Source organism: Nostoc sp. 'Peltigera membranacea cyanobiont' 232 (assembly GCF_002245985.1).
Lineage (GTDB): Bacteria > Cyanobacteriota > Cyanobacteriia > Cyanobacteriales > Nostocaceae > Nostoc.
This window is the reverse complement of sequence record NZ_NOLK01000035.1, coordinates 18,768-33,133: the sequence shown is the minus strand read 5'-3', so window position 1 is coordinate 33,133 and position 14,366 is coordinate 18,768. Positions and strand designations below refer to the sequence as shown.

Below are 14,366 nucleotides of genomic sequence, written 5' to 3'. Positions count from 1 at the left end.
GGGATCTTGTTGTAAGTTCTAATAATTTCTAATATTCTGCCTTCTGCCGCACTGCGTATATTTACGCAATTTGTAACGATCGCTCCACAGTTAACATGAGTTGCAATACTGCTCGGTTAAGCATTTTTAACTCGGAATCGGGTTTGGGGAAAAGGGTAAAGGGTAAGGGTTAAAGGTTTTTTCTTTCCCTTTTCCCTTTCCCCTTTTCCCCTTAACCGAGAAGTATTGACATGAGTTGGATCAACCTCTCTACGACTTGAACTAAAGTTCAAATTTCTCTCCAACTCGAAGCGGGAAGGTTTTGCGTAGTAAAGCCAGGGAGAGGTCTTTTGATGCTGGGCTGATAACTAACGTGGAGTAGGGGTAAGTTGAGGATTTGGTAGTTTTACTGACTGGGGAATTGATTCACTCCAGATTTGATTAAATTGAGCTACCGATAACGACTGTAAAAGACTGAGATTAAGCGGCTCCTTGCTGATAAATTTGGCATAAGATGGCTGCAAATAAGAACGGTATTCCGAGCGGTTGAGGAGATGGGTTTCCATAAAAGCGACGCTGAGGGCGTTGAGATAGGAATAAACAGGAGCGCGATCGGGGCCCAGCAAAGCAGGTGGTACAGGTAAAACATCATTTTCAGAAGTAGGTTCGGCGATCGCTGAAAAGTGGGTGGCGTTTTCAATCAAAGCCAGGTACTTATTGGGATCGGAAAGCCAGGTGAAGGGGCGAATTTGCTCGAATACAGGCGGGGCGAAAATATCTTGACTACCTGCTACCAGCATTATAGGTATTTTAATTTGACTCACACCGGCCTCACCCAAAATAGAGCTATCAATCGGGTTAATCGCCATGATTACCTTAATGCGATCGTCTTGGAGTTCATAATTCGTTGCGGATAACTCAGTTGCTTGACACTGCAAAACAAGCGACAAATTAAAAGATGAATTATTGGGATTACAATCTTGGCGCAGTTGCTCAAAGTTAATCTTTGCCCCTGCGAGAGTCAAAACAGTATAACCGCCAAAAGAATGACCAATCGCCCCAATTTGCTGAAAATTGAGTTTTCCTTGGAGGGTGGGATCGGTTTTATCTCGACGTTCGAGTTCATTGAGGAGATACTTGACATCCATTGGTCGGTTGATAAATTCTGTTCCATCTGGTGGCCCTGCCAAACCCGCAAAATATTGTTGAATGCGTTGGGCATTACTACCAGGATGTTCTAGTACAGCAACAGCAAAACCATAGGATGCTAGATGTTCAGCCAGGTAGACAAAGGTAGAGCGGTCTGAGGCGAGACCATGAGAAATGACAATTAGAGGAAAGGGAGGAGACAGAGAATTTTTATCTGTTGGTTCTGAGTTTTGAGTTGTAGGTAAATAGATATCCACCGGTAGACGGCGATTGCGAGAAATGTCATTTAGATCCAGGCTTTTTTTCTGCCAACGGAATTTTCCTGGCGATCGCAAATCTGCTTGTTTTGAGAAGTCAACGGTTGAATTGGCTGCTTCGGCGATCGCTTCTTTTTGAAGAGAGGCAAAAACTTCATCCTTTTTCTTGATCAATTGTGACAAGTCATCAACTATCCTTAACCCCTCTGTAAAATTCACTCGGATAGTATTGCTGGGAAATTTCCGCAGCAAATTCACAACCGTTAAACCCTCTTTATCATCAGCAGCAGCCAAAATCAAAGAGGCACGGATGGCATAGAAGCCATTTTTTCGAGACTCAGTGAGGAGTAATTTTCCTAGTTGTTGCACCAGCAGCTCGCCTGTAGGTGAGTAAGTCACCTGAGACACCAAAGTCGGAGAGACATTGAACCGTTGCTGGAGTAGATCCCGCAGTTGAGCGAGTTGTTCGGGGGTAGCACGGCTAGCATAAAATGAAAAATCTTGATCGATTTTGCCAACTTTGGCAAAAGTTTCCAGCGAGTCCACAGACAAGGAGAATTCGCCGAAGGGAGGGTAATAAAAACTAATGCGTTCAGCTCCCAATCCGGGAGTAGCAGTCAAAAACGTAGATAGCAAACCTAAACCCAGGTATCTCAAAAATTTTTTCATTAGAAAAACCTACTGTCCAATAACCGGCACTGAACTAAATTTCGGGATGCTAGGGGCACACAGACGCGATCCTCTACTTTGCCTATTGTCCTAAGTTATCAAAACATATCGGTAGCAAATTTTTCAGCCAAATAGCATCAGTAGCGCGATAATAGATATAGAGATCAATATATGTTATATGTCCTTAGCCTCCTCTGCCTGTTGTGTTGTCGTCCTCAACCAACAACAAGAGCAAAATCAAAATATCTGCTACCAAAACCATTGCCAGGATGTCCCAGTTAAGCACTGTAAGACGATGGTTAAAAGTTGCACTGTAGTTGAAAATGGTCGGGTTGTGGTTAAACCCTTACAATCACCACTCAATCAGACTTCCGAGTAACTTTCAGGCATTTCAACTCTTTTCATCTAAAGGTAAAACATCGTGGAAGCGGTTGTAATCAATGTATCGATGTCCATCGGGTGTGTGGTGGAAGATATCGGCAAATTGATTGTTCCACAAAATATCATTAGCACCATAAGTATGACGGGCATGGACGAGCTGTGCAACCGTTTCATCAAGGCCACTCAAAGAGACGATCAGAATAGTATTTGTCTGGGTTAAAGATTCTGGTGTCATCCCATATAGAGGACTAAACTCATCAATGACATGCATCACTGACCAGCTTAACGTGAAGCTAGGTGTTTGGTTCGTTAGCAGTTTGAGATCGTGGAACCGACGCATGAACTGCCCTTCTAGGGTTATTTCGTCGCGCATTAAGTAGACTCGCATCTGCGCCTCCAGAATTATATTGCGACGCTTATTAGCGCTGCGAAATATGAGAGTCGGCATCCCATTATGAGGTGTAATTACTGCAACACGGCTAAAAACCACACGGGCTGTGGGTCGGGAGAATCGAGCAAACGCTAGTCCTGTCATCACAGCAATTCCAATCAAACCGATCATTGCTTCAATGGTGACAATAATGTTGGCGTAAGTTGTTTTAGGATACATTGCCCCATAGCCGATGGATGCTAGGGTTTGCACGCTAAAGAAAAAGACATCTAAAAAAGAGCCAGGTCGGGCGTTGGCAATACAATCTCCTCCGATTAAGTAAGCTATGGCAAATAGAGCATTAATAGTTAGATAGAAAGTACAAATCAGGAGCAGAAAGCCAATCCAGGGAATCGTTAACAGCAAATGGTAGGGATCGCGCCAGTAGGAATGCCATACACCCATACCCATAATCTCAAATTTTCCATCTCGAACTTGAATCTGAATAGGTGGGATCGGGCGCTGTCGTTTCTTCGGTGAAAGTGTCTTCAGTCGAAATTTCATTGCAAGTAGCCAAAAAAACGGCAACTGCTTAGTATTGTAAATTAAGTTGCTTTGGAGACATTCACGCGCAAGAGAGCGGAAATTTTAACAATGATTTGCTGAAATCTGAAATCAGCAAAAAAAATAGGGCAGGCAATGCCCCCCTACTAATTTATCTGCTAGAAACTTATTTTTCAGACTTTGGCGATCGACCTTGAGAACAACGGTCAAACCACTCCTGGTATTTTTTCTGGTGTGATTCATTTTCAACTGCAATAGTCACTCGCACCTGATTGCAGCCGTGATTTCGCTCTAGTGCGATCGCATTCAACAATAAACTAGCCGTTTTCGGTGAGCTAAATTCGCCACTTACCGTTAAACCACTATCAAAATGTGTAACTTCAAGTCTTTCTACTCCGGTCAAGTCAACGCCAGTAATTTCCCCTTGACCCAAATCGATTTCTGCTAGTTGTTTGTGTTCTGGGCTAATTTGTTCCACAATCAACTTTTCACGCCGGACAGGAACTTCGATCATCCGAGTTTCGATTACTTTCCGAACAATTACCTCACCAACTTTCCGCTTGCTACTTTCAACAACTAGTCGTTCTTCTAGTAGACGAATAATCTGTTCTTCGCTGACCTCTGCTAAATTTACTGACTCAACTGGGCTATTTATAGTTTGATTATTGGCCAATTGCTCAGTTGAGTTGCTTAGGCGTAGCCCGTCGGAGACATCGCCTGGTTTTTCTGTTTCTGAATATTCAGGCATATATTCGATTTCTGATTTGTTGAAGTCTATGAAAACAGATTTAGTCGGCTTGTCGATTTTTTTTATTCTTTGGCTCTGCAATCGAAATAAAGAAGGATTTTTATCAGTTAACTGTCGGTCATATTCTAGAGTTTGCTGATTCGCTCGGTTCGATATAACTAGGTTTAGTCGGCGATTAGCATCCACAATCAAATCATGAACTACTCCTATAAGCTGACCTTGCCTATCAAATACAGCAAAGTTATTAACCTTCTTCTTCAAATCCGCTATTGACGTGTTAGTGCCATTAGCGTTTGCCTGTCCAATGTTTTTTGTCATCGGTTGGCTATTCATAAATATGCAAAGTTTATCAACTGTTATCTACTTATACTAAGTATCTGAGAGGCTGCACAAATATCAGGCTTGATAAAATAAGAAGTAAAAATCTCCTTGTTCTATACAAGCTCACAAGTAATTTGTATTAACTAAATTAAATGTATTGCTCATTCTCAGCTATTAGAAGCACAGGTAAAGCTAATTAAACAGCCTCACCTGTACTGTGTCGAATTAATTATTAGTCATTAGTTACTCTACTACCTAATGACTATCTTTAGTTAGCGTTCTTCAATGGGAAGATTAGCAGAATTCACATCTAATTCTTCACGACGCACAGTTTCTTGAGTTTCAACTGTTTCTTGATCCACCACTTTTCTAACTCTGACTTCTTCACGCAAAAATGCTTCTTTACGAACATCAGCAGTTTCTTCGTGAATTTCTATCCGAGCAACTTCGCCTTCACGGAAATCTGCTTCGCGTCCAGAAACGGCAGTACCTGCATCTGCTGGAGTGACACGCTCAATCACAACCCGCTCTCTTTCTACTGGTACTGCAACTCGTGCAGTATCAGTTTCAACACGCTTGCCAATGGATACTTCTCCAGTTTTTTGGCGGCGTTTGCTAGCAATCAGCCGTTCTTCATACAATCTCAGGGTTTGATGGTCTTGCTCATTTAACCCAAATAAAGAAGGCTCACCTTCGTAATTATAATTATCACGAGCGTAAGCAGGTGTTGCATCCAACGGTGCTGCTATCGGTGCTGCTATCGGTGCTGCTATCGGTGTTGCTAAAGGATCTAATGGTGCTGGCGCTGAAGTATCTAGAGGAAGGGTGTAGTCTGTTGGTTGGCGATATACCCCACGCACCCGTTCTTCATAGTCATAATCAAGGGTTTGGCGTTCGTTGAACTCAGGTAATTGTTCTGCTTGCTCTCTAGTCAAGCCAATTGTGTAGACGCGATCGGTGTTGTAGTCGATACGGGCACGACCAATTGGAAGTAATACTTTTTTACCAAAAATCCAGAAGCCTAAGTCAACAACTAGATAGCGAAAATGACCTTCTTCATCAACTAAAATATCGCTAACAGTACCAACCTTTTCGTCATTTCCCTGTGTATAAACCCCAAGCCCATTAATATCTTTACCTTCAATGGTATCCCGATAGTTAGGCTCAAAATCTTCTAATTTGTAGAGTACCATTATTAATTATTTAACCTCAAAAAAAATTCTTTTCATTTCCTAATAACCAGGATAGAATTTTATTTATTTGCTTACCTCCTTCTGCCGAATGAATTATTGCAATAGGTAAATAATCATAAGTTATAGATATTCCTTATTTCTGGTATATGTAGCAATCCTAAATCATTCCTGAAAAGTTAGAACCCCCACTTCTTTGAGAAGTCAGGGTTCTAGATCCCGCAAAGTGTCACAAATGATTTAGGACAAGCCTTGATTCTCCCTAAACTAAGGGTATTTTGGATTATCTCGTTGTTTCCACTACTTGAAAACTAAAGCTAAGACTTGCCCAATTATTCACATCCCAGATATATGAGTCGGCTGCTGTACTGTTCATCTCCGTTTTGAGGGCGCTGGCGTTATGCAAGTCTTGCAGCAAGGCTTGTGCAACATCTAAGGAATTCAACAATGGGCCAATCGGCCGTTGTTCAGATGCGGAATACTTAGCGGTGTTCAAGGCGGTGAGAGTTCCGCTAAAAGAGACGGGACTAAAAATCAGTTGTTGTTCGCACTCAGAAACTGGCTCTGAAATCACCCATTGGGAAGCAGCATTAACTTGGGGTAGGGTGAGGGTTTCACCTGGGGCGATGACGACTTCTTTCAAAATGGGCTTAGTGTCCGCAGTGTTTGATTCCTGGGGGGTTTCCCAAGAGTAGAAGGTAACTGCTGTATGATTATTGTTTAATCCCAGCAAGATTAAATATACTGGGCGATCGCTCTGGTTTTCCACTCGATATTGCATTCGACTACCGATAGGCACAATGGGAGTGGAGAGTGATTTTTTAATCGAAGTTTCAGTTTTGAGACCTCGGACTGTTTCGCGTTGCATGATGACGCGAGGCGATATACCACTAATTATTTCTAAAGTTGCCCTGAGAGCCAAGCGGGAAGAGCCTTGATTTTCTGTGAGTCGCCATAACTTGGCTGCTAGCAAGGTTGATAATTTTGGCGCTAACTTTTGCACTGTTAATTTTACTGCTTCTCCTACTTCTCCCGTGGTATTGGGAATTAGTTCGCCACCAAGAGAAAATAGACCATAACGACTAGGAATTTCCTGTAGCTTACCAAATATATAATCAGCAGGTTTTTCTCCTGCTACTACAATGGAAACACGGGGAAAACCGGCAAAGGCACTTGTGGCATCTACCCGCTCAATTCTTTCCAATCCAGTATCCAAAGCAATTATTAAATTAATATTTCGGGGTAAAACTCGAACTGCTTCTTGGACGAGTTGCCCGATTTGTAGGGAATTTGCACCTTTAATTTGGGAAATTTGCGCTTTTGCTGTTAACCCATTCCGCGATCGCAATATTAATTGCTCTGTTGTTTCTAGGGTGAATCGAGAATTAACTCCATAGTATAGCAGCACTTGTGGAGGTAATCCGGCTAACCACAGATTGACTGTTTTGCCGTCTTCTTGAATATCACTCACCGCACCTTCTGCACCAATCGTACCCTCTGGCAGTAGAGACGTTACATCTGAATTTTTCTGACTACTTAATAATGCTGGTTGCTGTTTACTACCCAATTTGGATAGAGAATTTTCTACGTGGGAGAGAGCAACTTGAATTTTGGTGGCTGGGGTGAATTCCCACAAATACTGCGTCAAGGCGTAGGTAAATAATCCCGCACTAAATCCAGAAAATAGCCCTTCCCTTGCTGGCTGCTTTGCTTCTGAGGTAGCTGCTAGAACAATCGGAGTGCTGGATAACTTCTGAGTTTTAAGTTGTTGGAGAAAGTCGAGTTCCCCTGCTGCTAGCTTTGCTCCCGAATCCTGAAGGGTGCGAGTTTTTAGTCCTATTACTTTGCTAGGAGCATCATAGCTAGTATCCAATACTGCTGTTACTTGGTCTGTGGAGAGCGATCGCAATAATAGCAGTAGAGTTTCTTCTAATATATAGTTGACTATTTTCTCGTCTTGTGATTCCTGACTCACATTAGCTGTCACCAGAGCATTTGGGATTATATCTGGCGATGTTTCCAATTTAACACGACTGCCATAACCGCTAAAGTGAAAAACAACCACATCACCAGATTTAGCTTGTTTGCCCAGGTGATCTAAAAAAGCCGCCTCAATGAATTCCCTACTAGCTTGTTCCTCAGTTAAGGTTAAAATATTTGACCCTTGAAAACCAAAGCGGTGAATCAAAAGCTCTTTTTGCAGTTCCACATCCGTTAGACAACCACTGAGGGCTGGAATTTTTGGGTATTGGTTAATACCTATCAATAACGCCAACTTGCGCGGACTCGGTTGTGCCAAAGCTTGATAATAGCGATTTCCTAAAGTCAACCACTCAGTTTCAGTTACCCCCAATACCGCGAGTATTGAGCCAATTCTGTGTAAAAATCTGCGCCGTTTCATAGTTAGCTATCAGCCCTAAGCCCATTAGCTAGCAGCTTACAGGGCTGAACTTTGTATTGTAAAGTTACAGTAGATACTGTTTGTTTGTCGATCAAATAATTGTTAATTCATAATTCATAATTTCTGGTAGCTAGTGGGATCTTAATTACGAATTACGAATTACGAATTATGCGGGTACTTCTATCCGCATTGCCCGCGCCAACTCAGCCGCCACCTCTGGACGGGAAAATTCTGGGGGAGGTAACTCACCGCGCCGCAGCATTTCCCGGACTTTTGTTCCCGACAGGTGGATGCGTTCTTCTGGCCTGCTGGGACTGGTTTTAGATGTTGCCATCTGCTTAGTACGCATACAGTAGAAAGCGTGTTCAAATTTCATTGGCACAATGCCCAATTCACTTGGCGCAAATTCATCAAAGATATACTGAGCATCGTAAGTGCCGTAATAGTCACCAACGCCAGCATGATCCCGTCCGACGATAAAGTGAGTACAGCCATAGTTTTTGCGGACTAAAGCATGAAATATAGCCTCACGAGGCCCAGCATAACGCATTGCGGCGGGATTGATTGCCAAAGTTACCCGGTCTAAGGGGTAGTAGTGTTCCAGCAAAATTTCATAGCAACGCATCCGCACATCAGCGGCGATATCATCTTCTTTTGTTGCCCCGACTAATGGGTGCAAAAATAGACCATCAACAATTTCTAAAGCGCACTTTTGAATATATTCATGGGCGCGATGGATGGGGTTGCGAGTTTGAAAACCAACTATGGTTTTCCAACCCTTGTCTTTAAATAGTTGCCGCGAGGCAGGCGGATCGATTTGATAAGTGGGAAACTGGGGATGAGGTTCGCGCTGTAGCAGCCAAATATCACCCGCCAGATGTACAATACCTTGGTTATAGAGTACGTGTACGCCTGGATGTTTGACATCATCAGTGCGGTAGACTTTTATGGCTTCGCGGGTTTTGTCGTAGTTATATTTTTGGGTGAGTTGCAAAACCGCAATAAATTCACCTCTGGAGTTATCCAGACGGATTAAGCTACCTTCTTGCAACGGTGAAGCTACTTCTTCGCTGACCGATAGTGTAATCGGGATTGACCATACAAGACCGTTAGCTAGTCGCATTTCTGTAACAGTGCGATCGTAGTCTTCCTGGTTCATAAAACCCGTGAGTGGACTAAAAGCACCGATCGCAATCATTTCTACATCAGAAACGGCGCGATCGTCTAGTTGCACTCGCGGCAAAAAGTCAGCTTTTGAGAGAAACTCTGCTCTTTGTTCTGGTGTAGCGATCCGGTTAACCAACTGTCCACCGTGCGGGGCTATAGCATCTGGATTGTGACTCAACGTAATCCCCTCTTTGTATTAACTGTTATTGTTTCAGATTATGTACTAACTTATCAAAATGCTGGTACGTAGAGAAAAAGAGTTTGGGGAATGGAGGAAATTTTTGCAACTAGCCTTTAAGCAATCTGATTAGGTTACGCTAAAGCTAATCCAGCCTCAATTTTCAGAATAGTTCCTTTATAAGGAAAGTGCTTATGACTGCTGTATCCCCCGTTGTTAAACCTGTTAGCCAAATGCGGATAACGCCTGGTAGTACAGTAAATATCCAGGATATAAGCTGGGAAGAATTTGAGTCTATTTTGCAAGAACTGGGGGAAAAGCGATCGCTACGAGTTGCTTACAGCAAGTCTACGTTAGAAATTATGGTTCCTCTACCCGAACACGAAAAATCAAAGGACTTAATTTCGGATATTGTCAAAATCTTGCTGAAGATCGCAGGGAAAAGTTATGAACCCTTCGGTTCAACCACCTTTAAGCGGGAAAATATAGCGGGGGTAGAACCAGATGCTTGCTTCTACATCCAGAATTACCAAAGAATGATTGGTCGTCGCAAACTAGAACCAAACGATCCGCCTCCTGATTTGGCAATTGAAACAGATGTGACATCAAAAACAACACTTGATGCATACGTTGCGATCGCTGTTCCTGAACTATGGATTTATGATAGTAAAAAGCTGAGAATTTATTTACTCAGGGATGGACATTATATCGAATCCGATCGCAGTCCTAACTTTCCAAATCTCCCTTTAACTCAAATTATTGCTGCTACGGTTGAACGAGCTTGGCAAGTAGGAACCGTACAAGCATTGAAAGAGTTTGAAGAGGCAATTAACAAAAGTATTTCTTGATTGATTTCTAATATTGTATCAAGTATGTTTGACCCGATAGAGTACACTGATGAACGAATGGACTCAAAGCAGGAAAATGAGTTACTGAAGTGGCTTCGTCAACTTGATGACGAGCAGAAATTTACCTTTGTTTGGCGCGCGCTAAGTGCAAATGCTTGGAAAGGATGCGAATTAGCCAAGCGATCGCAACTCAAGCCCATTTTTTTAGAAGTGATTCTCGAAAAAGGACTTGTTTACGGTGATGCAAGTTCAGTGGAATGGTGGATTAAAGCAGTTTTACCCGGTTTAGGTCAGAGACGAGTACTTGAGATTATCAAAGCTCATATAGACATTGCTCCATTGTCTGTATATAAAACGCTGTATTGGCTACCTTGGTTATACCATAACCAATCGAAACAAATTAAAAATGAGATACTGCTGCTTCAAATAGAATTTAGTAAAAAATATCCAAACTATCGACCCCTTAGAAGTGTAGGTACTCATGCTTAACAGTTGATTGTACAATTGCTAGCTGCGTGCGATCGCTTGTTAAAATTCGTTGCTGCAATTTGATACTGACATGTCAATAAATGGCAATTTTTGCCATGATATGCTCTAGTAAAAATTAGAAAAGTAATACTAGATAATATCTCTATCTGACGCTATGTGAGCTTATGTAAATAAAAAGGTTTGCAAATGCAGGCAGAAGTTCGCGGATTACAAACAGAAAATCATCGCATTTTGGATATCTTGTAAAATCCCAATACCGAAGATGATTCTTCGACATAATTAAAGAGACATTGCATTGCAACGTCTCTACATCAGCGATTAATTGTTAACTAAACTGTTCAATTATTCCGCCACCTAACACTTTTTCCCCGTTGTACCACACCGCAGCTTGTCCGGGGGTGATGCTGATTTGGGGTTCATCAAACACCAAACGCACACGGGAGTTTTCCAACGGAATCACCGTCACTTGTGTAGGCGTTGAACGATAGCGAATTTGCACTTCGGCATGAATTGGGGTCGATGCTTGGGCAATAGAAACCCAATTTACCCGATTTACAGTGCATTCTGGTTGAGTTACCTTGGTGCGATCGCCTACTACTACTTTATTATTTTCCGCATCTAATTCAATCACATACAATGGTTCAGCAGCCGCAATCCCCAAACCTTTGCGCTGGCCAATGGTGTAGTGATGGACACCATCATGCTGTCCCAAAACTTTACCTGTGACATCGATAATATCGCCTGTTTTGGGAGCTAAATATTTATCTAAAAATGCCCGCATGGAACCGTTACTTTCCACTAAGCATAAGTCTTGGCTTTCTGGCTTATCAGCAGTTTTCAGTCCGTATTCAGTCGCAATGCGGCGCGTATCAGTTTTTTCTAGTTCGCCCAAAGGGAATATAGTTGCTGCAAGTAAATCTTGAGACAAATCATAGAGAAAGTATGACTGGTCTTTGTTGCGGTCAACAGCCCTTAATAACTGGTAACGTCCAGTTGCTTCGTCATAGCTAATTCGGGCATAATGACCAGTGGCGATGCGATCGCACCCCAATTCTTCACGAGCATACTGCACCATTGGCCCAAACTTCACCGTTTTATTGCACTGGGAGCAAGGCAAAGGCGTAATCCCAGCACTGTAACCAGTCACTAGGTAATCGACAATATGCGTCTGAAACAGATCCCGAATATCTACAATTTGATGGGGAACGCCCAATTGTTCACAGAGATCAGCCGCGTCGATCATACCTTCAGAGCAACATTGACCTTTGCCTTTCATTAGCCAAAGAGTCAAACCAATCACTTCATAGCCCTGATGGTGCAGGATAGCTGCGGCGGTGGAACTGTCAACGCCACCAGAAAGACCAACGACGACTTTTTTCATACAAAACACGACACGATATACGTGGTTGTCCAATTGTAGCACACACTCTTTCAAAGCCTTGCTACCAAAGCACTTCGGTTTTAGAGTCACTGAATTAGCGTAGGCGTAGCCCGTGGTAGACATCGCTATTCACTCCTCCATCACCCTTATCTAAGATTAATTACAGATGTATTTTTTGCCACCCAGATGAGCTAATTTTACGTTAACGCTATATAGTTGCTACAACGGTGAACTAATTAGTTCCTGATGGAAATTGCCTAAAAATACTTTGACTACTTTCTAAGTACTATGTCGAGAGGAATACCAAGTAAATTTACCCCATTTCATATACTGCGCCGAAGTTCTGAGGGTTGGAAGCCCACTATCAAACTTCTCCCTCTGCTAGTGGGAGGATGGTTAGTGCTGATTCCCGACTCTACCCCAGCACAAGCACAAATCCACAACAACGTCCTATTGGCTCAAGCAGGTGAAGCTTTACCGCCACCGCCAATAATTCCCTTTGGTCAACAGCCATCACCGCAGTTACAACCAGTGGGAGACAATCAAGTTGAGCAGAACTTTCAGCTTCCCCAACCATTACAAAATAATCCAGTTGAACAGAATTTTCAGCCCCCCCAACCATTACAAAACAATCCAGTTGAGCAGAACTTTCAGCCCCCCCAACCTACACAGTTTAGTCAATATAATCAGAATTTTGAGCGCTACTTAGTTTACGTAGATGGTAGTGATTTCCAGACGCTACAAGCAATCCGTCAGATTGAACCAAGTGCTTACATTCGCCAGTACCAAGGAAGGAATGTAATTCAGTCAGGTGTTTTTAACAGAGTATCTAACGCCCAACAACGGGTGAGTGAGTTACAGTCACGAGGGATATATAGCGCCCGGATTATCAGCTTTGCTAACGGACAGGAAATAGAGGCAGGGAATAGAAGCTTTGTAGGCGATCGCAATAATATAAATCCTCCCAAGCAAGTCTCTAGATATTATGTCGCCATTCCCACCACTCAAGAACAGTTATCTGCGATCGCAGCACAAATTAGGCAGAATCTAGCCCGATTTAGTCAAGATTTAGGACGATCTGGCGCAGTCCTCGAAAGGACGCAACCACGAGGCCCACACGTAGCAGTCGGGCCTTTCTCCGATCGATTCCAAGCTGAGGAATGGAATAAATATCTGCGAAATATAGGATATCGGAATGCCAGAGTTTACTACGGGAAGTGAAGGAGTTAGGAGTGATTTAATTTTAGATTTTGAATTTTGGATTGAAGGAAAAATCCCAAATCTAAAATCAAAAATTGATCGACTCCCTACTTCCTCTATTCTTATTAACGCAGGGATTCAATAATTACTGCTATTGTAATTAAACACAAAAGGATAATTCCTAGTGGGAGTAAAAACTGTTGTAAAAGGTACAGCAGTATGGGTATAACTTGTAAGATACCTAAACCACTGGATAGAACGTAAGCGATCGCAATGCCAAATAGCACTAACAAAAAGTACTTCAAGGATTTAGAAACAAAGCGAAATAGAAGCGTATCCTGATTGGTGTCCATAATTTGACTCACGAAAGTAGCAGAATTTTTAGCAGTGAATATTTTTTTGATTTCCCATTTCCCATTGAAAAAATGAAGCTCTGGGAAATCATCCCCAGTCGGAAGATTAGTTTTACACGTAGGTATTTCCCTGATAGGGCGAATTATTCAAAGACTGTTGTTGCCTTTGTGGATTGTTTTGCTTTTGATAATTAGCTAATAGTTGGAACGAAATAAACAAGCCCAACAACAGCAGCAAAAACGAGCCGAAACCAGAGGAATACTTATTTATTTCTCGCTCAATACCACATTTGAGGCAAACATATCTATTGGGATTACGTGTATCTTGGGCAAAGGGGCACTGATTTTGATTGCAATCATGATGACAATCTCTGTCTAACATCATTGAACCTCCTGTAGGATAAAGACTTACATACTTAGTTGCAAATATGCTCTACAGAATCTAGTTAGTTAATACCCACTGCCTGTTTAGTAGACACCACTTTCATGAGTAATTAATATGAGATAATAACATCCGTGATTTACTAAGCTTGCAGTAGTAGCGCTCGTAAAATCTCTCCTCAACCACCTTTTGTTGGCGCTTAACTTAACTTCGCCTGTAGTAATTACAACGATAATACAGTCCAGACTGCTTTGCAGTCGGATAAAGTAAGTTTCCTACCAAGTAGGAAAAAGTATTTTGTAGTATGGCGGGTAGGAAGAAGTAGTAAACTTATGGTTA

Annotated in this window: 13 protein-coding genes; 4 read left to right on the top strand and 9 right to left on the bottom strand. The window is 42.3% G+C overall.

The features are described from left to right. Nucleotides 1–347: 347 nt before the first annotated feature. On the bottom strand, nucleotides 348–2,054 hold the full coding sequence (locus CDG79_RS14265; RefSeq protein WP_094342704.1) for an alpha/beta hydrolase: 1,707 nt from the start codon (nucleotides 2,052–2,054) through the stop codon (nucleotides 348–350). 178 nt (nucleotides 2,055–2,232) lie between these two features. On the opposite strand from CDG79_RS14265, the gene CDG79_RS14260 reads away from it, so the two are divergent. Further along, nucleotides 2,233–2,433, top strand: a complete 201-nt coding sequence (locus CDG79_RS14260) for a hypothetical protein (RefSeq protein WP_094342703.1) — start codon at nucleotides 2,233–2,235, stop codon at nucleotides 2,431–2,433. 12 nt (nucleotides 2,434–2,445) lie between these two features. Here the strand turns inward: CDG79_RS14260 and CDG79_RS14255 are convergent, their stop codons facing one another. The 5 genes from CDG79_RS14255 to sat form a co-directional block, all read right to left on the bottom strand. Beyond that, on the bottom strand, nucleotides 2,446–3,369 hold the full coding sequence (locus CDG79_RS14255) for an ion channel (RefSeq protein WP_094342702.1): 924 nt from the start codon (nucleotides 3,367–3,369) through the stop codon (nucleotides 2,446–2,448). A gap of 166 nt (nucleotides 3,370–3,535) precedes the next feature. After that, entirely contained in the window at nucleotides 3,536–4,435 is a 900-nt protein-coding gene (locus CDG79_RS14250) for a YsnF/AvaK domain-containing protein (RefSeq protein WP_223278147.1), read from the bottom strand. Between the two features lie 275 nt (nucleotides 4,436–4,710). Then, the gene (locus CDG79_RS14245) at nucleotides 4,711–5,631 is read right to left on the bottom strand and encodes a DUF2382 domain-containing protein (protein ID WP_094342700.1); all 921 of its coding nucleotides are present in this window, start codon (nucleotides 5,629–5,631) and stop codon (nucleotides 4,711–4,713) included. A 280-nt stretch (nucleotides 5,632–5,911) separates the two neighbouring features. Further along, the gene (locus CDG79_RS14240; RefSeq protein ID WP_094342699.1) at nucleotides 5,912–8,029 is read right to left on the bottom strand and encodes a caspase family protein; all 2,118 of its coding nucleotides are present in this window, start codon (nucleotides 8,027–8,029) and stop codon (nucleotides 5,912–5,914) included. Nucleotides 8,030–8,195: 166 nt separating this feature from the next. Further along, the gene (gene sat / locus CDG79_RS14235; protein WP_094342698.1) at nucleotides 8,196–9,374 is read right to left on the bottom strand and encodes a sulfate adenylyltransferase; all 1,179 of its coding nucleotides are present in this window, start codon (nucleotides 9,372–9,374) and stop codon (nucleotides 8,196–8,198) included. Nucleotides 9,375–9,568: 194 nt separating this feature from the next. On the opposite strand from sat, the gene CDG79_RS14230 reads away from it, so the two are divergent. Further along, nucleotides 9,569–10,222 carry a Uma2 family endonuclease gene (locus CDG79_RS14230; RefSeq protein ID WP_094342697.1) on the top strand — a complete coding sequence of 218 codons (654 nt, stop codon included), beginning with the start codon at nucleotides 9,569–9,571 and terminating at the stop codon, nucleotides 10,220–10,222. Nucleotides 10,223–10,246: 24 nt separating this feature from the next. Next, nucleotides 10,247–10,711, top strand: coding sequence for a hypothetical protein (locus CDG79_RS14225; protein ID WP_094342696.1), 465 nt, complete (start codon nucleotides 10,247–10,249; stop codon nucleotides 10,709–10,711). Nucleotides 10,712–11,036: 325 nt separating this feature from the next. Here the strand turns inward: CDG79_RS14225 and mnmA are convergent, their stop codons facing one another. Further along, nucleotides 11,037–12,215 carry a tRNA 2-thiouridine(34) synthase MnmA gene (mnmA, locus tag CDG79_RS14220; RefSeq protein WP_223278146.1) on the bottom strand — a complete coding sequence of 393 codons (1,179 nt, stop codon included), beginning with the start codon at nucleotides 12,213–12,215 and terminating at the stop codon, nucleotides 11,037–11,039. Between the two features lie 165 nt (nucleotides 12,216–12,380). Between mnmA and CDG79_RS14215 the strand changes: the two genes are divergently transcribed. Next, nucleotides 12,381–13,313 (top strand): hypothetical protein, encoded by a 933-nt coding sequence (locus CDG79_RS14215; protein ID WP_223278145.1) that lies wholly within the window; start codon nucleotides 12,381–12,383, stop codon nucleotides 13,311–13,313. A gap of 104 nt (nucleotides 13,314–13,417) precedes the next feature. Here the strand turns inward: CDG79_RS14215 and CDG79_RS14210 are convergent, their stop codons facing one another. Beyond that, a complete protein-coding gene (locus CDG79_RS14210) occupies nucleotides 13,418–13,645 on the bottom strand; it encodes a hypothetical protein (RefSeq protein ID WP_094342695.1) in 228 nt (75 codons plus the stop codon). Nucleotides 13,646–13,757: 112 nt separating this feature from the next. Further along, complete coding sequence (locus CDG79_RS14205) at nucleotides 13,758–14,030, bottom strand: hypothetical protein (RefSeq protein WP_143855479.1); 273 nt, start codon at nucleotides 14,028–14,030, stop codon at nucleotides 13,758–13,760. Nucleotides 14,031–14,366: the final 336 nt, after the last annotated feature.

Coding starts and splice junctions, on each gene's coding strand:
- CDG79_RS14240 (WP_094342699.1), bottom strand. CDS start 8,029: ATGAAACGGCGCAGATTTTTACACAGAATTGGCTCAATACTCGCGGTA.
- CDG79_RS14265 (WP_094342704.1), bottom strand. CDS start 2,054: ATGAAAAAATTTTTGAGATACCTGGGTTTAGGTTTGCTATCTACGTTT.
- CDG79_RS14230 (WP_094342697.1), top strand. CDS start 9,569: ATGACTGCTGTATCCCCCGTTGTTAAACCTGTTAGCCAAATGCGGATA.
- mnmA (WP_223278146.1), bottom strand. CDS start 12,215: ATGTCTACCACGGGCTACGCCTACGCTAATTCAGTGACTCTAAAACCG.
- CDG79_RS14245 (WP_094342700.1), bottom strand. CDS start 5,631: ATGGTACTCTACAAATTAGAAGATTTTGAGCCTAACTATCGGGATACC.
- CDG79_RS14215 (WP_223278145.1), top strand. CDS start 12,381: ATGTCGAGAGGAATACCAAGTAAATTTACCCCATTTCATATACTGCGC.
- CDG79_RS14260 (WP_094342703.1), top strand. CDS start 2,233: ATGTCCTTAGCCTCCTCTGCCTGTTGTGTTGTCGTCCTCAACCAACAA.
- CDG79_RS14210 (WP_094342695.1), bottom strand. CDS start 13,645: ATGGACACCAATCAGGATACGCTTCTATTTCGCTTTGTTTCTAAATCC.
- CDG79_RS14205 (WP_143855479.1), bottom strand. CDS start 14,030: ATGATGTTAGACAGAGATTGTCATCATGATTGCAATCAAAATCAGTGC.
- CDG79_RS14250 (WP_223278147.1), bottom strand. CDS start 4,435: ATGACAAAAAACATTGGACAGGCAAACGCTAATGGCACTAACACGTCA.
- CDG79_RS14255 (WP_094342702.1), bottom strand. CDS start 3,369: ATGAAATTTCGACTGAAGACACTTTCACCGAAGAAACGACAGCGCCCG.
- CDG79_RS14225 (WP_094342696.1), top strand. CDS start 10,247: ATGTTTGACCCGATAGAGTACACTGATGAACGAATGGACTCAAAGCAG.